The 18,021-nt window shown below is 53.7% G+C and carries 20 protein-coding genes; 10 read left to right on the top strand and 10 right to left on the bottom strand.

Annotation, left to right across the window (positions count from 1 at the left end):
- Window positions 1-469 precede the first annotated feature (469 nt).
- The 7 genes from tsaD to ACFQI7_RS31790 all read right to left on the bottom strand — a co-directional run bounded on the left by tsaD (window position 470) and on the right by ACFQI7_RS31790 (window position 5,321).
- On the bottom strand, window positions 470-1,546 hold the full coding sequence (gene tsaD / locus ACFQI7_RS31820) for a tRNA (adenosine(37)-N6)-threonylcarbamoyltransferase complex transferase subunit TsaD (protein WP_218101691.1): 1,077 nt from the start codon (window positions 1,544-1,546) through the stop codon (window positions 470-472).
- 260 nt (window positions 1,547-1,806) lie between these two features.
- Window positions 1,807-2,310, bottom strand: coding sequence for a ribosomal protein S18-alanine N-acetyltransferase (gene rimI / locus ACFQI7_RS31815; protein WP_218101692.1), 504 nt, complete (start codon window positions 2,308-2,310; stop codon window positions 1,807-1,809).
- Between the two features lie 16 nt (window positions 2,311-2,326).
- Window positions 2,327-3,187 carry a tRNA (adenosine(37)-N6)-threonylcarbamoyltransferase complex dimerization subunit type 1 TsaB gene (gene tsaB, locus ACFQI7_RS31810; RefSeq protein ID WP_218101693.1) on the bottom strand — a complete coding sequence of 287 codons (861 nt, stop codon included), beginning with the start codon at window positions 3,185-3,187 and terminating at the stop codon, window positions 2,327-2,329.
- Entirely contained in the window at window positions 3,184-3,666 is a 483-nt protein-coding gene (gene tsaE / locus ACFQI7_RS31805; RefSeq protein WP_377518214.1) for a tRNA (adenosine(37)-N6)-threonylcarbamoyltransferase complex ATPase subunit type 1 TsaE, read from the bottom strand. The genes tsaB and tsaE overlap by 4 nt, the downstream gene beginning before the upstream one ends.
- The gene (gene thiL / locus ACFQI7_RS31800) at window positions 3,663-4,721 is read right to left on the bottom strand and encodes a thiamine-phosphate kinase (protein ID WP_218101694.1); all 1,059 of its coding nucleotides are present in this window, start codon (window positions 4,719-4,721) and stop codon (window positions 3,663-3,665) included. Before thiL ends, tsaE begins: the two co-directional genes overlap by 4 nt.
- 213 nt (window positions 4,722-4,934) lie before the next feature.
- The gene (locus ACFQI7_RS31795) at window positions 4,935-5,117 is read right to left on the bottom strand and encodes an H-type small acid-soluble spore protein (RefSeq protein WP_218101695.1); all 183 of its coding nucleotides are present in this window, start codon (window positions 5,115-5,117) and stop codon (window positions 4,935-4,937) included.
- A 3-nt stretch (window positions 5,118-5,120) separates the two neighbouring features.
- On the bottom strand, window positions 5,121-5,321 hold the full coding sequence (locus ACFQI7_RS31790; protein ID WP_218101805.1) for a hypothetical protein: 201 nt from the start codon (window positions 5,319-5,321) through the stop codon (window positions 5,121-5,123).
- A gap of 214 nt (window positions 5,322-5,535) precedes the next feature.
- On the opposite strand from ACFQI7_RS31790, the gene ku reads away from it, so the two are divergent.
- Genes ku through ligD form a run of 3 tightly spaced genes read left to right on the top strand, consistent with a single transcriptional unit; the run spans window position 5,536 to window position 8,295 of the window.
- Entirely contained in the window at window positions 5,536-6,414 is an 879-nt protein-coding gene (ku, locus tag ACFQI7_RS31785) for a non-homologous end joining protein Ku (protein ID WP_218101696.1), read from the top strand.
- Window positions 6,411-7,364, top strand: coding sequence for an ATP-dependent DNA ligase (locus ACFQI7_RS31780; protein WP_218101697.1), 954 nt, complete (start codon window positions 6,411-6,413; stop codon window positions 7,362-7,364). The genes ku and ACFQI7_RS31780 overlap by 4 nt, the downstream gene beginning before the upstream one ends.
- Before the next feature lie 16 nt (window positions 7,365-7,380).
- Window positions 7,381-8,295, top strand: coding sequence for a non-homologous end-joining DNA ligase (ligD, locus tag ACFQI7_RS31775; protein WP_218101698.1), 915 nt, complete (start codon window positions 7,381-7,383; stop codon window positions 8,293-8,295).
- Between the two features lie 129 nt (window positions 8,296-8,424).
- On the opposite strand, the gene cls is transcribed toward ligD, so the two are convergent.
- Entirely contained in the window at window positions 8,425-9,864 is a 1,440-nt protein-coding gene (cls, locus tag ACFQI7_RS31770) for a cardiolipin synthase (protein WP_218101699.1), read from the bottom strand.
- Window positions 9,865-10,045: 181 nt separating this feature from the next.
- Here cls and ACFQI7_RS31765 point away from each other — a divergent pair, with 181 nt between their 5' ends.
- The 4 genes from ACFQI7_RS31765 to ACFQI7_RS31750 are packed head-to-tail and all read left to right on the top strand — an operon-like array spanning window position 10,046 to window position 14,491.
- Window positions 10,046-11,674, top strand: coding sequence for a spore germination protein (locus tag ACFQI7_RS31765; RefSeq protein WP_218101700.1), 1,629 nt, complete (start codon window positions 10,046-10,048; stop codon window positions 11,672-11,674).
- The gene (locus tag ACFQI7_RS31760; protein WP_218101701.1) at window positions 11,671-12,846 is read left to right on the top strand and encodes a Ger(x)C family spore germination protein; all 1,176 of its coding nucleotides are present in this window, start codon (window positions 11,671-11,673) and stop codon (window positions 12,844-12,846) included. The genes ACFQI7_RS31765 and ACFQI7_RS31760 overlap by 4 nt, the downstream gene beginning before the upstream one ends.
- Window positions 12,843-13,076 carry a hypothetical protein gene (locus ACFQI7_RS31755; RefSeq protein ID WP_218101702.1) on the top strand — a complete coding sequence of 78 codons (234 nt, stop codon included), beginning with the start codon at window positions 12,843-12,845 and terminating at the stop codon, window positions 13,074-13,076. The genes ACFQI7_RS31760 and ACFQI7_RS31755 overlap by 4 nt, the downstream gene beginning before the upstream one ends.
- A 17-nt stretch (window positions 13,077-13,093) precedes the next feature.
- Window positions 13,094-14,491: a GerAB/ArcD/ProY family transporter gene (locus ACFQI7_RS31750; RefSeq protein WP_218101703.1), complete on the top strand. Its 1,398-nt coding sequence runs from the start codon at window positions 13,094-13,096 to the stop codon at window positions 14,489-14,491.
- 31 nt (window positions 14,492-14,522) lie between these two features.
- Here the strand turns inward: ACFQI7_RS31750 and ACFQI7_RS31745 are convergent, their stop codons facing one another.
- Window positions 14,523-14,903: a hypothetical protein gene (locus ACFQI7_RS31745; protein ID WP_230415444.1), complete on the bottom strand. Its 381-nt coding sequence runs from the start codon at window positions 14,901-14,903 to the stop codon at window positions 14,523-14,525.
- Between the two features lie 59 nt (window positions 14,904-14,962).
- Here ACFQI7_RS31745 and ACFQI7_RS31740 point away from each other — a divergent pair, with 59 nt between their 5' ends.
- The 3 genes from ACFQI7_RS31740 (at window position 14,963) to ACFQI7_RS31730 (ending at window position 17,179) form a co-directional block, all read left to right on the top strand.
- Complete coding sequence (locus ACFQI7_RS31740; protein ID WP_218101704.1) at window positions 14,963-15,964, top strand: M23 family metallopeptidase; 1,002 nt, start codon at window positions 14,963-14,965, stop codon at window positions 15,962-15,964.
- A 6-nt stretch (window positions 15,965-15,970) separates the two neighbouring features.
- Complete coding sequence (locus ACFQI7_RS31735) at window positions 15,971-16,360, top strand: bactofilin family protein (protein WP_230415446.1); 390 nt, start codon at window positions 15,971-15,973, stop codon at window positions 16,358-16,360.
- Between the two features lie 66 nt (window positions 16,361-16,426).
- On the top strand, window positions 16,427-17,179 hold the full coding sequence (locus ACFQI7_RS31730) for an HAD family hydrolase (protein ID WP_218101705.1): 753 nt from the start codon (window positions 16,427-16,429) through the stop codon (window positions 17,177-17,179).
- On the opposite strand, the gene ACFQI7_RS31725 is transcribed toward ACFQI7_RS31730, so the two are convergent.
- Window positions 17,103-17,912 (bottom strand): YhfC family intramembrane metalloprotease, encoded by an 810-nt coding sequence (locus tag ACFQI7_RS31725; RefSeq protein ID WP_218101706.1) that lies wholly within the window; start codon window positions 17,910-17,912, stop codon window positions 17,103-17,105. The two genes, ACFQI7_RS31730 and ACFQI7_RS31725, sit on opposite strands and share 77 nt — an antisense overlap.
- Between the last annotated feature and the right edge of the window lie 109 nt (window positions 17,913-18,021).

The following is an 18,021-nucleotide window of genomic DNA, read 5'->3' as shown; positions in this document are numbered from 1 at the left end:
TTCGTCCTGAGCCAGGATCAAACTCTCCATTAAAGTATCATTTTCGGACCGAAGACCGAAATTGATACAAATTGCTCCCATCACCCGAAGGCGATGTTCGCTATAATGTAAGCTGATTAGCTCAAAATTTAAAACTGGCGAGAATTTTCATTCTCTAATTCACTCACTCGTTGTTCAGTTTTCAAAGGGCAATTCATTTCCTAGCACTCCGATCGGTTTAAGCAACCTCTCGAAAGCGACTTAAACATCATATCACGTTTGCTCGAATCATGCAAGCATTTATTTTTCACTCGACATCTTCCGATGTGCTTCGTCATGCCTGCCGCAAAAGCGACAAGGAGTAATATATCAAATTCAAAACAGGATTGCAAGCTTTTGCTATAAGGTATTTTCTTCCACCCATAAAAGGCGCCAAAAAGCTGCAATCTCAACGACCGTTCGCCGGTGAGACTGCAGCATACAAGACGTCTTAAACCGACCACGCCTCAAGCTTCAGCAGAGGCTCCGCCTTCATGTCGAACGGCGCGAACTGTCCGCGCCGATATTTCAAGAACGCCGCAGCGGCGATCATCGCCGCGTTGTCGGTGCAAAGCGAAAGCGGCGGCGCCAGCAGCGGCACGCCCGCCTCCGCACAGCGCGCCTCGAGCCGCGCGCGCAGCCCCTTGTTGGCGGCCACGCCGCCTGCGAGAAGCAACTGCTTCGCGCCGAAGGCTTCCACGGCGCGTAAAGACTTTTCCACCAGGACGTCGATGACCGAGTCCTGGAACCCGCGCGCCACCGCTGAAGGCTCGAGCGCGATGCCTTTCATGCCGGCTTGGTTCAGCACGGCCAGCACGGCCGACTTCAGCCCGCTGAAGCTGAAGTCGTACGAATCCGGCTCGAGCCAAGCGCGCGGAAGCGTCACCGCTTCCGTCGCCTCGTGCGCGAGCCGATCAATATGCGGACCGCCGGGATACGGCAGCTTGAGCGCGCGCGCCACCTTGTCGTAGGCTTCGCCGGCGGCATCATCCCGGGTTTGTCCGATAATGCGGAACCGCCCTTCGGACTCGACGAACACAAGCTCCGTATGTCCTCCGGACACGACGAGCGCCATCAAGGGGTACTTCAGCTGATGCACAAGCTGATTGGCATAAATATGCCCGGCGATATGGTGTACTCCGATCAAAGGCAGTTCCATAGCGCAGGCGAATGCCTTGGCCGCCACCATGCCGACAAGAAGAGAACCGACAAGCCCCGGCCCCTGCGTTACGGCGACGGCCGAAAGCTGGTCAGGACGGAGGCCGGCTTTCTCCAGTGCTTCCGCCAAAATCCATGTGATCGATTCCACATGTTTGCGGGAGGCGACTTCCGGCACAACACCGCCGAAGCGCTGATGCGTCTCGATCTGGCTCGACACGACATTGGCCAGAATCTCCTGCCCATCGCGCACGATCGAAACCGACGTTTCGTCGCAGCTCGTTTCAACTGCCAATATATATACCGGCCTTTCCCCGCCTGGGGACGGATGGCCGGAAACCGTTTGATCCTTCGTGCCTTGTTCGTTCATAACGTAAACCTCGCAATTGTATGGCAATGTTTTATTAAAACAACTACAAATCTTGCAGTCCGAGTTGTCAAAGGTTCAATGCGAAAAACAACGGAGCCTTGCCGCAAGCATGCGACTGTAAAACGCGTACTCGGGTCCCCAAGTCCACCGTTCGGGCGCTAGAATTTCCCCCAAAGGTTAAAGAGATCCCCACGAAATCAAAAAAGCAGGCCTCAAGCCGCGCTTACTTGGCAGCTTACGCTATCAGCGCGCAGCTCTTTTTACTTTCCCCGCGCCGCCTTCGGCAAATCCGCCCACATGATAAGCGCATCCTCTTTATTATCCGTATAATACCCCCGGCGTACGCCAACGGAACGAAAACCCATCTTTTCGTACAGGCGCTGCGCAATCGTATTGGACGGGCGTACTTCCAGCGTCATTCGGATCACGCCGTAAAAGCTCGCCGTCCGTTGCATTTCCCGGAGCAGACGCTCGCCCAGCTTGCGGCCGCGATACATTTCCCGTATCGCAATATTGGTGACATGCGCCTCTTCCATGATCAGCCACATACCGCCGTATCCGGCGATTTCTCCGTCAATCTCTATCACGATGTAGCGTGCGAACTGATTGTTGGTGAGCTCGTTCTGAAAAGCGCCGGCCGTCCAGGGGGTCGGGAACGCTTCCTGCTCGATCCGACAAATCGCCGGAATATCGTCCATCTGCATCGGCCGAAACTGCAGGAGCTGTTCCTCGATTGGCTCCCTGTCATATTTTTGCTGCTCCATCCAGGGCCCCTCCCCCTTACGATTTGTTGGCAAGCAGCTTGGCCTCGGCTTCCGCAAGCTGCGTATAATTCGGAACAAGCCCGAAAACATCGTCCGTCTCCCCCCGCAACCAGCGGCGCCGGCCAAGCTCGGCCGTATATCTCGCGCGCAAGCCTTGCTCGAATACGTCAACCGGACCTTTCCATCCTTCGGCAAACAGTTCGATCGCCTCCCGGTGCAGCTCCGGCTCGCCCGCAAACACGACCCGGTCCGGTGCGCTTTCAGCCGTTCGGTCCAGCAGTTCTTTTACCCATTCGGAAGAAAGCCGTATGCCGTCCGCTGCCATGCATGTCCAACCGGCTTGACATGCCTCGTATAAAGCGGTAAAGGCCTGCCCGCGGCGCGCGTCGATCAGCGGAATGACCCATACGGACTCTTGCAATGCGGAGTTTTGCCCCGAGACGCCGTCCAGCGCGCGAAGCTTACCGCCCTGGGCTATTACCGTATCTTCCGAGGCGAGACCCTGATCCCCTTGTCCAGTCAAGATGTCCGCTCCGCCTAGAGCGATCGCTTCCAATGTCGATACGCCCATCAGCGCGAGCTTATGCGTCCACGCGAACGTTTTCGCTACCGTTACGCCGATGCGAACACCGGTATAAGAGCCCGGTCCGACGCCTACGGCGAAGGCCGCCAGCTCTTTCGGCCGCACCCCCGCTTCATTCATGAGCCGCTGCAGCGTCGGAATCAAATAAAGCGAGTGATTCCTTTCGGCTTTGGAACTGATCTCGCCGACCAGTTTGTCGCCCAACGTCAGCGCCGCCGTCATTGAAGTGGTCGATGTATCGACAGACAGCATCCATTTTTGATCATCGTATTGCGCTTCTATTCCGTTCGTCATAGCAAGTATCCGTTCTCCTTTAGTTCACGGCACCAGGCTTCGTATACTTCGCCTTTCGGCAGAAGTACGAACCGGCGGCCTTCTTCCCCAGTGTGCCCGATTTCGATCGCCAAATGATCGGGTGGGAGCAATTCCTCAATGAGCGAAGCCCATTCGATCAAAGTGATGCCTTCTCCGTAAAAATAATCGTCCAACCCAAGCTCATCCGCCTCTTCCTGCGACAACCGGTACACATCCATATGATAAAAGGGAAAACGTTCCCCTTCATATTCTTTAATAATCGTAAACGTGGGACTGTTGACCACCTCCGTCACGCCGATCGCACGTGCGACCGCTTGGGAGAAAGTCGTCTTGCCTGCCCCGAGCTCTCCGTCCAGCGTAATGACCGTACCTCGGATAAACAACGAGGCCAAGCGTTCCGCCAACATGGCGGTATCGCCCGTATTTTGCGATATGAATTCATACGATGCCCGCACTATACGCCGCCTTTCCCGTCCGCGCCGGAAAAATGATTGTAGCCATGTTTCGCAAGCGGCACGATATATCCGTTATTTTGCACCATTCTAACGCCTTGACCTTCCGCATGCACATAACCGATCACATGCAGCGCCAATCCGGCTTCCTTGAACTTCATCTGGAGTTCGATCGCATTGCCGGCAGGAACCGTTCCGACCAATTGATAATCTTCGCCGCCGTATAAAATGTAATCCAGCGGATCCTTCCCTTGCGTCCGGGCAAATGCAGCGAGTTCGTCCGCTATCGGAATCCGCTCCTCGATCAAATCGATACCGACGCCCGAGGCCTCGGCAATTTCCCACATCTCGCTCGCAAGTCCGTCGCTTACGTCGTTCAAAGCGCGGCACACACCGGATCGCTGAAGCACTTGTCCCGCTTCAATCTGCGGTTCCGGCCGGCAATGGGCTTGAACGAGCGCTTCCGTCTGCTCCGGGAACACGGTCCATTCGCCGGAGGGCACGTTTTGCCCCAGCAAGAAATCGAGGCCTGCGGCCGAGCGGCCGAGATACCCCGTCGCGAACACGGCGTCGCCGGGTTGAGCCGTGGAGCGCAGCTTGGCTTTCCCTTGCTCCGTCTCCCCGATGACGGTAACCGTCAACGTAAGCTCGCCGAGTATAGCGGTGGTGTCCCCTCCGACAATGGCGATCCCGTAACGGCTCGCGCATTCGTAAAGTCCCTCGTATATCGCCTGCACCCGCTCCACGGCCGTCCCGCCGGGCATGCTGAGCGCGACCAGGGCGAACCGGGGGACGCCGCCCATTGCGGCAATATCGCTGACGGCCGATGCCATCGCCTTATAGCCGATATCCTCGTCACGCATCGTGACTTGTTTAAAATGAATATGTTCCGTCATCGTATCGCACGTCAATATTAGGTGGCTCCCAGGGGAAGCCTCAACGACCGCCGCGTCGTCGCCAATTCCCGTTATGACGCCAGCCGCCGTCACCAAAGTCGCCGATTGTTTGCCGCCGTTCAGCAGCCGAATCAGCGCAAATTCATCGATCGAGCTCAAATTCATCCGCCTCCGACACCACAATGCTGCAAGCCGCACGGCAATCCGCTATGGCCGAGTTGCAACTTTGACAATTATTATAGCCCTCCCGTCCTTCAGGAGCAACAAAAAAGCTTCCCGTAGCGCATGTCGGCCTGTCAAGTCCGCTCTGCACCCGGAAAGCTTTGTATTGTACACTCGGTTCCCGACGGTTTCAGAAAAGCCGAGCATCCGATTCCATTACTGCACTTCCTGCAATTGCTCCACCGAAACGACCTTCGTCTCGGCGGGCTGATGTTCCACATGAACCTTTGCCGTTGCTTGTTGCGTATCGACACTGTCGATCCAGACCGAAACGCCGTTCAGTTCGACATTGATCTTATCTTGCGAGCTTAAAATTTGTTGCGCCCGAGACAGCTGCATTCTTCACTCACCTCCGTCAGTAACGGACTCCGGATGATCCATCGTATCGGTCGTAGAATCATCAATTAGCCCGTTATGCATCGATACGGTGCCGCCGCCGAGTCCCTCATTGATCATCCGATCGATGTCCATAAAGTAGGAATCTCGTCCTTCATGAGCCGTGTCATTCGCATATTGGCCGCCTGACGTATTCGCCTCGCTCACTGTTTGTCCCCCCTTATGTTTCCTCTATTCAGCGAAAGCCGTTAACAGCTTGTAGCTTGTCCCAAAAAATATTCGTTCATGCACGCCGCAGCTGTAATGAGACGAACGGATTATGCGTATACTGGTAAGAATAGCTTTCATACCACCATAGTTCGCCTTCATTGAATATTAGGTTTGATAACTATGATTTAAGTTTGGATGGGAGGGTATCGATATGCATACCGTTTGGAAAGGCGCGATCAGCTTCGGGCTCGTGCACGTGCCTGTCAAAATGTTCTCCGCCACGGAGGACAAAGATATTTCGATGCGCATGATTCACAAGGAATGCAATACGCCGCTTAATTTTGTACGCAAATGCCAGCATTGCGAGCGGGAAGTGGAATGGGCGGAAATTACGAAGGGGTATGAATACGCGCCGGGTTCTTTCGTGCTGTTCGAAAAGGATGAGCTGGAGCAATTGAACGGTGAAGTGAATAAGGAAATTAAAATTTTGGACTTTGTCAACTTATCGGATATCGACCCGATTTATTTTCAGAAGACATATTACTTGTCCCCGGGCGACACAGGAGCAAACGCCTATAACTTGCTGATGGAAGCGATGAAACAGACCGGGAAGATCGGAATCGCCAAAGTGTCCATCCGTTCGAAAAGCAGTCTGGCGGCCATTCGGATCATTGATCGCTGCATTGTAATGGAAACGATCTTTTACCCAGATGAAATTCGCTCGGTGGAGCAAGTGCCGAATTTGCCGGAGCAGAGCAATGTGAACGATAAAGAACTGGACATGGCCAAAATGCTGATTGCCCAGTTAACCACTCCGTTCGAGCCGGAAAAATATAAAGACGATTACCGTGTGGCCTTGGAAACTGCCATTCAACAAAAAGTAGCAGGAGAAGAAATCCGCGTCGCTCCGGAACAGCAAAAAACAAATGTGATCGACCTGATGGCGGCGCTGCAAGCCAGCCTGGAAGCCGTCAAGCCCGTTACCGCCGATCCGACTCCCGCGCCCGCAGCGGAGGGTGAGAAGACCAAAACGGCCAAGAGCGCCAAAGGAAAAGGTAAAACGAAAGTGAAGGACTCTGTAGGTTCATGACGGGGCTTATTCCCATTACGGATACGGGGACCCTCATTCTGCCGAATATGCCGATGGCCCCCATCTCGAACCCCCAATTGCCCGCCGGGCCCGATTGGGGGTTTCAGCTCAAATGGGACGGCGTCCGTATGTTGTCCCGGATCGAGCACGGGCGCATCCGCTTATATTCCAGACATATGGACGATAAGACGGCATTGTACCCGGAAGCCGTGGAGCTGCTGAAACGGCATGCGGCCCAACTTCCTTCGCTGCTTCTGGATGGGGAAGCAGTCATGTTCGATCTTGCCAAGCAGAAGCCGGACTTCTCCCAAGTGCTTCAGCGGGAGCGAACCCGCAGCGCTTCGGCGAACATTCGCGGCGCGGAGACGAGTCATTTCATCTACGTGCTGTTCGACCTGCTTGGCTATAATGGCGAGGATTACCGTACCCGTCCCTTTGCCGAGCGGCACGAGAAACTTCGCGAGCTGTTCCCGGTTAAGCATCCCCAGCTGTTCGTAACCGACTTGTTCAGCGACGGCCCTTCCTTGTGGCAGTGGGTGGAGGAGAGCGGCTGGGAGGGGGTCGTCAGCAAGCGTCTGTCGAGCCCTTACCGGGAAGGAAAGCAGCATAAAGACTGGTACAAGAAGAAAACGGCGCAAATTCACGAGGTTCGGTTTGTCGGACTCATTATCCGCGAAGGACGCGTGGCAAGCCTTATTATGGAAAAAGACAAGGTGCTGTTCGGCCGCGTATCTCTTGGGCTCAACGAGTCCTCCAAAGCGGCGCTGCTCGCTTACGGCAAGCAGTATGAACGGGAATCGCCGTTATGGAATAAATCGTACCTGCCGGCCGAGTTGAAGCGTGAAAAAATCATGTGGCTGTCCGTTCCGCTGACCGGAACCGTTACCGGGCTGGAAGTGACCGCCGCGGGCCAGCTGCGGCATCCGAAGCTGGTGAACATCCGCGTGTAGGAGGACTGAACATAGCATGCCAGCGCAGACAGGATCAAAGCATAAGCGGGTAAAAGGATCGATCGTCATCGAAGGGCAGGAGATCGCCGTCTCCAACCCGGAGAAGCTGCTGTGGCCCGAAAAGCGAATTACGAAAGCGATGTACTTGCAGAAGCTGGTCGCGCTGTCGCCTTATTTGCTTACCTACTGCCGCAACCGTTACTTGACGACGATTCGGTTTCCGAACGGATGGAGCGAAAAGTCGTTTTATCAAAAAAACGCGCCGGAGCCGATACCTCCATTCGTCAAAACCGCACAGCTGGAAGGCATTAACTACGTGCATCTGGACTCGCTTCCGACGCTGCTGTGGCTCGGCAATTTGGCGAGCCTCGAATTCCACCCTTCCTTCCATTATATTGAAGAAACGCTGCCGGCGGAGTGGCTGATCGATATTGATCCGAGCGTCGACCCGGAGCCGCGAATCATGCAGGCTGCGGAGATCATAGGCGAAATTCTAGATAAAATGAATATTCGCTCCGTTCCGAAAACATCGGGAGCTACCGGGGTACAAATTTATGTGCCGATTGATCGCGAGCGCAAGTATACGTTCGAGCAGCTGCGACGCATCGGCCAATTTGTCGCCTCCTTCGCGGTGCAAAAGCATCCGAAGCTGTTCACCGTCGAACGGCTCAAAAAAGACAGGGGCACGCTGATTTATATCGACTACCTGCAGCACTGGTACGGAAAGACGCTGTCCGCTCCGTACACGCCGCGTGCCCGGGAAGACGCTTCCGTCTCGACGCCTCTCACATGGCAGGAAGTCGCCATGCGGCCGGACCCGAGAGACTTCCATCTGCTCAACATCGAGCAGCGGCTTCAGCAGCGAGGGGATTTAATCGCGCAACTGCCCCCGCAAAACCTGGATCAAGTGCTGTCTTTCATTCCGAAGTAAAGCAAAGCTAAGGGCTAAAAAATACGCCGGCTAACGAACGTACCCGTTAAGCCGGCGTTTTGCGTCGATATGAAAGGTTCACGGCTGCGCCCTGCCTGGCCGCTGTGCATCGTCGATCTGGCGAAACGACTAAAATAGCGGCGACAGCAGCCGCGCGATCACTTCTTTCCCCTTCTGCCAACGCGATCTTTTTTCGAATTCCTCCAGCTTCACTTCGGTGCAATCTTTGAGGTCCTGCAAAAAGTCGTTCTCAAGCCGGTGAATCGTCTCCTTGTCGAACAGCACGGCGTTCAATTCAAAGTTGCTAAAGAAGCTGCGCATGTCCAGATTGGCCGTTCCTACCGAAGCGAGCAGTTCGTCGATCACGATGACCTTCGCATGGATGAAGCCTTTTTGGTAGGCATAAAAACGAACGCCCGCTTGCATCAATTCCTCCAAAAAAGACAAAGATGCGTAATTCACCACTCTCGAGTCGGGATTTTGCGGAAAGATGATCCGCACGTCTACGCCGCTGATGGCCGCTGTTTTGAGCGCCATCATAATGCTCGGATCCGGGATGAAATACGGCGTCGTGATGAACACGCGTTTGTTCGCCGCGGCGATCGCACCGAAATACATCTCCAAAATGGCGTCCCAATGGGCGTCCGGTCCGCTGGATATGATTTGCACCGGTTTATTCCCTAGCTGTTCGTGCTCGGGAAATAATTCGGAGTCGGCGAGCCGCTGCCCGCTGACGAACATCCAGTCGTTCAAAAATGTTTGCTGCAGCGAGTAAACGGCGTCTCCTTCCAGCCTCATGTGGGTGTCCCGCCAAAAGCCGAGATGCGGATTGCCGCCCAAATATTCATCTCCAATATTGATGCCGCCCAAAAAGCCGATCGTCCCGTCGATCACTAGTATTTTGCGATGGTTGCGGTAATTGGCCCGCTTATCGAAAAACGCGAACACCGCCGGTAAAAAAATATATACTTCCGCCCCCGCTCTCTTCAATTCATCAATGAACCGGTTATCGAGCTGATAGCTTCCGATTCCGTCAAAAATACAGCGCACCTGAACGCCTTCACGCGCTTTTCGTATCAACAATTCGTGAAACTTCTTGCCGATTCCGTCGTTGCGGATCGTATAAAATTCAAAATGAATATGCGATATCGCGCGCTCCATCGCCTCCAACATGGATGGGTAAGCCGCTGCCGCATTCGTCAGCACGGTGACTTCGTTGCTGCGGGTAATGAGCGCGCCGGGAATGTTGCCGAGCAGCGAAAACAGCCTCGGTTCGTGGCGCCACCCGTTCAGCCGTTCTTCGTCGAATCCGGCGTCAAATTCGGAAGCGGGCCGGTGTTTTTTGCCCAAATACCGGATATCGGTCATATTGCGCATTCGCCCGCGCTTCACCTTTTTACGCTGTGTATATTCTTTGGCCAAAAAATAATACATGACAAAGCCGATAATCGGGAAAACGAATAAGATAAACATCCACGCCATGGCCTTGGACGGACGACGGAATTCCCCGACAAGAATGGTCAATATTTGAAATATGAATAATACCAAGGCGAAAACCAGCCACAGCAAATCGCTTCTCCCCCTCCGCACGGGCCCCGTTTTCACGGCAGCCGTCTTTCTATCTTTTACCTTGAATCTCCCGCCTATTCCCCATTTATTTTACCGCATTCGTTCGATTTGTCATAAAATTTTGCTTTTGGTGAAAAATATACCGGAATAGGCTCGCAAAGTTGCCGAAGGAGGTGCTCCCATGCTCATAGCGCGACGCGGCAAAAAAAATAGGCGGAAAGAAGAACGGGACGAACAGCTGAAAAAGCTGAACTACCGCTTTATCCAAGAGCTCAAATCGGTACCGGTTTTTATGACGCTGGAGGAGAATAAATCATATTTGGACGAGCTGTTCCAGGACAGCTCCGATTTTGTGATCCGCGAGTTCAAAATACAAAACAGCCTGAATGCCATCATGTTTTTTATCGACGGGATGGTCAACACCGATCTGGTTAACGATGCGATGAAGTCGCTTATGATTCTGGAAGGCGAAGAATCGCTGATCGACAACATTACGGATACGACGCTCCCCGTCTCGCAAATCCAAAAAACCGACAATTACTCGGATCTGCTGCTATCCGTGCTGGGCGGAGACACCGGCTTGATCGTGGAGCGCAACAACAAAGCGCTAATGATGGGCATCCGGGGGATGGAGAAACGTTCCATCAATGAGCCGGACACCGAATCGGTCGTTCGCGGTCCGCGCGAAGGGTTCGTCGAAAACTTGCGGACGAATACGTCGATGGTCCGCCGGAAGTTGAAAACGCCGCATCTCAAGATGAAACCGCTGACGCTCGGACGGGAAAGCAATACGAGCATCGTAGTCGCTTATCTTCACAATCTTGCCGACCCCGCCATCGTCGAAGAGGTGGTCCAGCGGCTCAATAAAGTCGATATCGATGCCGTTCTCGAGTCAGGATATATCGAAGAGTTTATTCAGGATTCGGCTTACTCCCCGTTTCCTCAGATTCAATATACGGAACGGCCGGACGTCGTTGCTGCGTCGCTGCTGCAAGGACGCGTCGCCATCATGGTGGACGGAACCCCTTTCGTGATGATCGTGCCTTTCGTCTTTGCCGAAATTCTTCAGGCGAGCGAGGATTTCTACGAACGTTTCCAAATCGCTACGCTGATACGCTGGCTCCGGTATGTTTTTCTCATTTTGTCGCTGCTCACGCCGGGGATGTACGTCGCCATAACGACTTATCATCAGGATCTTCTGCCGACGACGCTGCTGCTTTCCGTTGCTGCCGCCCGCGAGGCTATTCCGTTCCCGGCGGTGGTTGAAGCGCTGATCATGGAGATCACGTTCGAAGCGCTTCGCGAAGCCGGGATCCGGCTGCCGAAGGCGATCGGCTCGGCCGTCAGTATTCTCGGCGCCCTTGTCGTCGGACAAGCCGCTGTGGAAGCCGGGATCGTATCCGCGCCAATGGTTATCGTCGTCTCGATTACGGGAATCGCATCGTTCACCATCCCCCGTTTCAACGGGGCAATCGCCATCCGGATGCTGCGCTTCCCCATCATGATCGCCGCATCGTTATTCGGAATGTACGGCATCATGATCTCGGTTATGCTGATTTTGGGCCATATGGCGACCTTGCGCTCCTTCGGGGTTCCGTATTTGTCCCCGATCGGTCCGCTGTCCTCGTCCGATCTGAAAGACGTAATGATTCGCGCGCCTTGGTGGACAATGAGAAACAGGCCCGCCTATCTTTCGCTGCAGGATACGCAGCGAATCGGGGAGGAACTTCCGCAAGAAATTATGGATCAAGGCGGACAGAAAGGGAAGACCATCCGGCATGAACAAGAACGGGGGGGAGACGTCGAATGAAGCGGATCATCCTCACCCTTCTGCTGCTCCCCTGGCCGCTCCTTTGTATTCAAGGCTGCTGGGATCGGACGGAAATCAACGACCTTGCTTTCATTTTGACATCGGCGGTTGATATGGAGCAGGACGGGCGCATCCGGTACACCGTTATGCTGCCGCTTCCCGGTCAGATGGGCGGCGCAAGCGGCGGCGGAGGAGGAACGGGTGGAGAAAAAAGCTATTATATCGATTCCGAGATCGGAGAAACGGTGAGGGATGCTCAGGCCAAGCTGCAAGCCCGGATGTCGAGGCGCATGTTCCTTGCCCATAGGCGAACTTTGCTGGTCGGTGAAGAATACGCGCGGAGCAGAGGCATTCGCAACGTATTCGACTCCACTCCCCGTTCCCCCGAGAGCCGGATGACGACGAACCTGATTATTACGAAAGGAAAGGCGTACGAGCTGCTTCAATCTTCGCCACGCTTCGAACGTTTTCCGTCGGAGGCCATCAGGGAGCTTGCGAAATCCCGGATGGTGCTGAATTTAAATATGAAGGACACGGCGGTTATGATGAGCAGTACCGGCGGCGATACGATGGTGCTTTATATGTCGATCAAGGAGTCGGAAAAAAGCGAAAAGACGTCCCGGGAAATTATGAACACCGGCTATGCGCTATTCAAGGGCGATAAAATGGTCGGCATCATGGAAGAACAAGAAGCGATCGGGTTATCGATGCTCAAGCGCCTCAATAGCGAGTCGATTGTCACCGTAAATGTGGAAGAGCACGTTAAAATGACGACCAGAATTAATAGGGCCGATTCTCACATCCGCGTTCACCTGATTAACGGAAAGCCGCATTACGATATCGGCATGGACGTTCGGGTGAGAATTGTGGAAACGATCGGTTTCTATGATTTGAGTCAAACCGCAAATATCCGGAAGGTGGAGAACATCCTATCCGATAAGGTTACGAAGGCGATTGAACAAACGATTCGAACGCTGCAGAAGAAAGAAGTCGATCCGGTGCAGTTCGGCAACGATTTATGGCGGGCTTATCCGAAATTGTGGAATGACCGGTATGCTTCGGAATGGCCATCTCTCATGAAAGATGCCGAGTTCAATGTAAAAGTGAATTCGATTATGACGGATACCGGCTTGATTTATGAAAACATCACCAAGAAAGGACTGGGTCAATGAACAGCCAGTTTCTGCTGTGGGTGCTGCTGCTCATGCTGTACCTGCTTTTCCTGGATCTGAAAGCAATTCCGAAACTGGGCAAGAGCATGAAGCGAATGTACTTCAGCTTGCTGTTCCTCACCGGGTTGCTCTATATCTCTATCATCTTTGGAATAAAACCGCCCATGCCTACGCAGTATTTCATCAATAACGTATCAACGTGGGTATTCTCCCTTATCCATGCGAAGTAGAAGAACGGGGGCAAAGAATGAACAAAAACATCATCGTCATTAATGAGCGTCAATACGCATGGCTGATCGGCGCTTTAATCACTGGAGGAGGGCTGGTCAGCATCCAGCACGAGCTTGTCCGAATTGCCCGAATGGATGCCTGGTTCAGCTTCATTATTCCGCTCGTCTATATTCTCCTGATCGCCTATGTGTTTTCCCAGATGGCTCGGCGGTTTCCGAAAAAGAACATGTTCGAGATTATCTTTACGATTTTCGGACGATTCCTTGGAACGATCGTTAATTTGATCCTTTTGCTGCATATATGGCTTATTCTAATGCGCGACTTGCGCTCATTCGGCAAATTTATCAATACCGTCCTGCTGCCCAATACGCCCGAAGAAATCGTGGTGCTGCTGTTTATGCTGCTGCTCATGTTTTACGGGCGAAGTACGGTGGAAGTCATCGGAAGGGTAAACGATATTTTTTTTCCTTTTTTTATATTGCTTATGCTGCTCCTACCGCTCCTGCTGTCCAACGAGCTGCATAAGCGATTGGTCGAACCGATCCTTACTTTAACGCGGCAGCATTTAAGCGATGTCAGCATGCTCGGTATCGGTTGGTATGGCGACATCTTTATTGTCGGCGCATTCCTGCATACGATCTGGAGCGCAAGGCAGGTACATTCGGCTATCAGGCACGGGGCGTTGCTGGCTACCTTTATTCTGATCCTGACCACCTTCGTTGAAGTGCTTGTGCTCGGTTCGAACATCCCCGGCAACATGATTTATCCGATGTACAGCCTGGTACAGCAAATTCACGTGACCGATTTCCTGGATCGTCTCGATCTGTTCATGCTGAGCGTATGGTATCCCGTTACGGCCTGCAAGGTGATCTTGGTTTACCTTGCCTTTCTGAGCGGGTTCGCCAGCCTGATTAAAAAACGGGATTACACGCACCTCAATACACCGGTCAGCTTGCTTCTGCTGCTTACGACCATTTTAGCGTTCAAAAGCACGACGGACATTTTCAGCTTCGGCAATTACAGCTCTCCGGCCATTGTTCTGAGCTATCAGCCCATTTTGTTTTTGCTCATTCTGCTGCTCTTGCGCAGATTTCCCGTCCCGCCTCCGGAGAGCCAGTCATCAGGTCAGTCGCCCTCCTCGTCGAGTGCCGACGCCAAACCGCAGCAGAGTGCGCAGAAAATGAACAAATTCAAACGGAGCATTTCATACCGCTCCTGGATGATCACCAGCAATGCGTTGATCGCTTTGAGCCTGGGTTTCATCGCTTTGGGCATGGCTTTCAGCCCGACCATATCGTTGATCGGGACGCTCAGCGGATACGGCTTCGGTCTTTGCATCGTGCTGTGCGTCGGGTCTACTTACATGGAAATTCACGGCTCTAAACGTACCGATTCGAGGGCCGGAACCTCCTGAGCATGGAACCATGAGCGATATGGAAACTGCTTTAAGGTCCCAGGCCGATGATTTTGTTCAAAGGGATGAGTACTAAGAGCTCTTCTTCTTCCTCTTCCTGACGGCTCACGACCAATTCGACAAAATCGACGCCGGAGCGAACGAGCTTTGCCTGAAACTGGCGGCCGTATGTCGTACGAACATAGAGCTGCGTTCCCTTTCCTTTGGCGGCATTATCCAAAAGAACGATTTCCTGCATTGTCGCAGGTACGAAAAACTGTCCGTTTACGCGAATGAATCGCTTGCCGACCTTCTGCAGGACACCCGGTTCGCTCTCGAAACCTTCGGCCTGCAGAGCAACTTCGCGATGAAGATGTGTGGCCAGACGCGCCATCAAATTCATGCGGCTTGTTTTTCCAATGACCAAATTCACTCCCTCCCCCCTACGAAATGTATGCCGGGAGCGAGCGCAACATACCGAAAGGAGAAGTCATGAATTATAAGTCGTTTCAAGACAAGTTGACGTTCATCATCATCCCGGAGGCGAACGGCAGCGTTGTCCGTGTCAAACTATCCCGGGGAGCTTTATGGGGCGCAATCTTTGCGCTTCTGCTGCTCGTCGGAACATCGGGCGCGATTTACTTGCAGCACATGCACTCCGCCGCTTCCGTCTATTTGAGGACCACGGAGCTGAGCGGCAAAAAATCGCAGCTGGAGCAAGATTTGAAACATAAAAACGCAACGATCGAACAGTTGAAAAATGAAATTCACACTCTATCGAAACAGGCGGCCGAGGTAGGTACGAAAGTCGAAGAAATGAAGCGGCTGGAGCAGGATTTGCAAAAACTGGCGCCCGAGGCGAAAAAAAGCGGTAATCCTGTGTCGGCGGCGCCGCCGAACGAGGCGGCCGACCTGGCTGCGGGAGGCGTCGGCGGTCCCGCGATTGCGGTAACCGCCGAGCAGGTGCGGGAACTGGCTTCCGTGACCGGCCAAAAGTACGCTTCGCTGCAAACGGAAATGCACGCGCTGGAATCCCGGTTTCGCGAATCCAAGAAACAGCTGCTAGAGAAACAGGAGCGCGTCCATCAAATTCCCAGCTTGTGGCCAACGCTGTCACGCATCGTTACTTCGCCTTACGGATATCGCAAAGACCCGTTTACGAGCAAGCTGAGCTTCCATAAGGGTATCGATATCGCAGGCAAGCTGAACGATCCGGTTTATGCCGCGGCAAACGGGGTAGTTCATTCCGTCGGATACGACAAGCTCCACGGCCACAATATTGTGATCGAGCATGTCTCCGGATTGCGTACGTGGTATATGCACCTGAACCGGACCGACGTTCATAAGGGGGACCGGGTGGCCAAGGGGCAGCCGATCGGCAAGCTCGGCACAACCGGACGCAGCACCGGGCCTCATCTGCATTATGAAGTGCTGCATAACGGCAAGAGCACCGACCCCGGGCCGTACTTGCCCGCCCACACTAGAAAGGAATGAATGGTTATGATGATGCGATGGTCCGGAAATAAAAACCGGCCGGGCGCCGTTTCGCTAATCGGCGAAGGCAGTCTGTTCGACGGCACGCTCCACGCTACTTCCGATCTGCGGATCGAGGGAGAATTTCAGGGAATACTGCATTCCTCCGGCGATGTCGCGGTCGGGGAGAAAGGCTGTATTCGCGCCACCGAAATTCGCGCCCATAATGTCATTATTGCCGGCAGGCTGGAAGGCCGCGTGCAAGCAGAAGGCTTCGTAAGAATCACGTCTACCGGCCGCCTGTCCGGTACGGTCAGGGCCAATTCGTTAATCATCGAACAAGGTGCCGTCTTTCAGGGGCAGAGCGAAATGACCGAGCCGCAGACGGATGCGATCTCGGACCCGATCATGATATAATGGAGAGAAAAACTTGTTCGGCTCAAATCGAAAAGGACAAGTTCAAGAAGAGTAGGAGCGAGAGACATGGTGAAACAGACGATCCTCTTCGACATGGACGATACGCTAATTTATTGCAACAAATATTTCGACCTGGTCATCGATCAATTTGCGGATCAGATGGAAACCTGGTTTCACGGCTATCACCTGAATGTAGAGGAGATTAAAAAAAAGCAAACGGAAATCGATCTGAGCCGGGTGCTCGTCAGCGGCTTTGCGCCGGATCATTTTCCACAATCGTTCGTTGATACGTACGACCATTATTCGGATGTAACTGGCCGCGCCAAGCGGCAGGAGGACATCGAGCGCTTGAGAGAGCTTGGCGCCACCGTATACGGGCACAGCATCGAGCCTTACCCTTATATGGAGGAAACGCTTCGGGAGCTGCAAAGCGAAGGGCATGAGCTGCATTTGTACACGGGCGGCGACCACAAGATCCAGATGCGCAAAGTGACGGAAGCCGGGCTGGAGCGGTTTTTCGGCGACCGGATTCATATTACGCGCCACAAAAACGAACAGTTTCTGGAAAACATCGTGCACTCCCGCGGCTTCGACCGGAGCCGCACCTGGATGATCGGCAATTCGCTGCGAACCGACATTATTCCGGCGCTAACGTGCGGCATTCACGCCATCTTCATGCCCGCGGAGCTGGAATGGGCATATAACCAGGTTGAAGTGAACGTTCAGCCGCAGGGGGCCTTTCTCACGATCTCTTCTCTCCATCTGATTCCGGAAGCCATTCGCGGCTATCATTCTTCTTCATTCGCCGCAAATACATGAATCCGGCAATACCGGCGAGCACGACGACGGCTTCCGCCGCGTAGACGGATACGGCTTTCGCTTGATACAATGCCGGAACAAAGTCTACGGCGGCATGCAACCCGATCGCTGCGAGGACGTAGTGGAAGCGGCGCGATCTTACTCCTTGCAGCACCATGATGCTAAAAGCGAGGTGGAGCAAAAACGCCGCAATGCGTTCGACGCCTCCGAGCACGTAAAGATGAAGCGGCGTGCCCGACAAGCCGGCAACCAGCGCTTCCGCCGTCTCCGGCGGAAGGCCGCCGAGCTTCTGCTGCAGCGTGCCGTTATTGTACATTACAGCGAGCGCAAGCATCTGCGCTCCGCCCACAACGCCGATCAGCAGCGCCTCGACCCCGCTGTGCCCGAGTCCGAACGACAAGCCGTCCCCCCAGCTTCTCCGCCGCTTCAACCACCAGCGAAAAGCCACATACCTTCCCAGTTCTTCAAACACACCGGCCGCAAGCGCGCCGTAGGTTGCGAACAGCCACGCATGTTGGAGCCAGGCTGCCGTTACCGGGTTCAACTGCAGCATATATACATGAAGTCCTTTTTCCAAAACTTGCGAAAACAATAAAAACACAAGCGCGCCGATCAGCATCGGCTTGAGCGCAATCCGCTCTTTGCGGAGCAAATAAACGGCCGCCGTGATGACGAGCGCCAAAACAATCGTCATTTGGATCACAATACCGATCAACGTAGAACTGCCAGCCACACAATCACCTCTTACTATTATCATTATGGATAATAATAACGATTGACAATTCGAGTGTCAACGAATGCGCTGCATGTTTCCCGGCTTTGCCCCATAACATGAATTATCG

Origin of the sequence: Paenibacillus allorhizosphaerae (genome assembly GCF_042659105.1) — a bacterium.
Classification (GTDB): domain Bacteria; phylum Bacillota; class Bacilli; order Paenibacillales; family NBRC-103111; genus Paenibacillus_G; species Paenibacillus_G allorhizosphaerae.
This window is presented reverse-complemented; position numbering and strand designations above follow the sequence as displayed.

Excerpts from the sequence above, each read along its gene's own strand:
- tsaD (WP_218101691.1), bottom strand. The coding sequence starts at position 1,546 with ATGAACGAACAAGGCACGAAGGATCAAACGGTTTCCGGCCATCCGTCC.
- rimI (WP_218101692.1), bottom strand. The coding sequence starts at position 2,310 with ATGGAGCAGCAAAAATATGACAGGGAGCCAATCGAGGAACAGCTCCTG.
- tsaB (WP_218101693.1), bottom strand. The coding sequence starts at position 3,187 with ATGACGAACGGAATAGAAGCGCAATACGATGATCAAAAATGGATGCTG.
- thiL (WP_218101694.1), bottom strand. The coding sequence starts at position 4,721 with ATGAATTTGAGCTCGATCGATGAATTTGCGCTGATTCGGCTGCTGAAC.
- ACFQI7_RS31795 (WP_218101695.1), bottom strand. The coding sequence starts at position 5,117 with ATGCAGCTGTCTCGGGCGCAACAAATTTTAAGCTCGCAAGATAAGATC.
- ku (WP_218101696.1), top strand. The coding sequence starts at position 5,536 with ATGCATACCGTTTGGAAAGGCGCGATCAGCTTCGGGCTCGTGCACGTG.
- ACFQI7_RS31780 (WP_218101697.1), top strand. The coding sequence starts at position 6,411 with ATGACGGGGCTTATTCCCATTACGGATACGGGGACCCTCATTCTGCCG.
- ligD (WP_218101698.1), top strand. The coding sequence starts at position 7,381 with ATGCCAGCGCAGACAGGATCAAAGCATAAGCGGGTAAAAGGATCGATC.
- ACFQI7_RS31765 (WP_218101700.1), top strand. The coding sequence starts at position 10,046 with ATGCTCATAGCGCGACGCGGCAAAAAAAATAGGCGGAAAGAAGAACGG.
- ACFQI7_RS31760 (WP_218101701.1), top strand. The coding sequence starts at position 11,671 with ATGAAGCGGATCATCCTCACCCTTCTGCTGCTCCCCTGGCCGCTCCTT.
- ACFQI7_RS31755 (WP_218101702.1), top strand. The coding sequence starts at position 12,843 with ATGAACAGCCAGTTTCTGCTGTGGGTGCTGCTGCTCATGCTGTACCTG.
- ACFQI7_RS31750 (WP_218101703.1), top strand. The coding sequence starts at position 13,094 with ATGAACAAAAACATCATCGTCATTAATGAGCGTCAATACGCATGGCTG.
- ACFQI7_RS31740 (WP_218101704.1), top strand. The coding sequence starts at position 14,963 with ATGAATTATAAGTCGTTTCAAGACAAGTTGACGTTCATCATCATCCCG.
- ACFQI7_RS31735 (WP_230415446.1), top strand. The coding sequence starts at position 15,971 with ATGATGATGCGATGGTCCGGAAATAAAAACCGGCCGGGCGCCGTTTCG.
- ACFQI7_RS31730 (WP_218101705.1), top strand. The coding sequence starts at position 16,427 with ATGGTGAAACAGACGATCCTCTTCGACATGGACGATACGCTAATTTAT.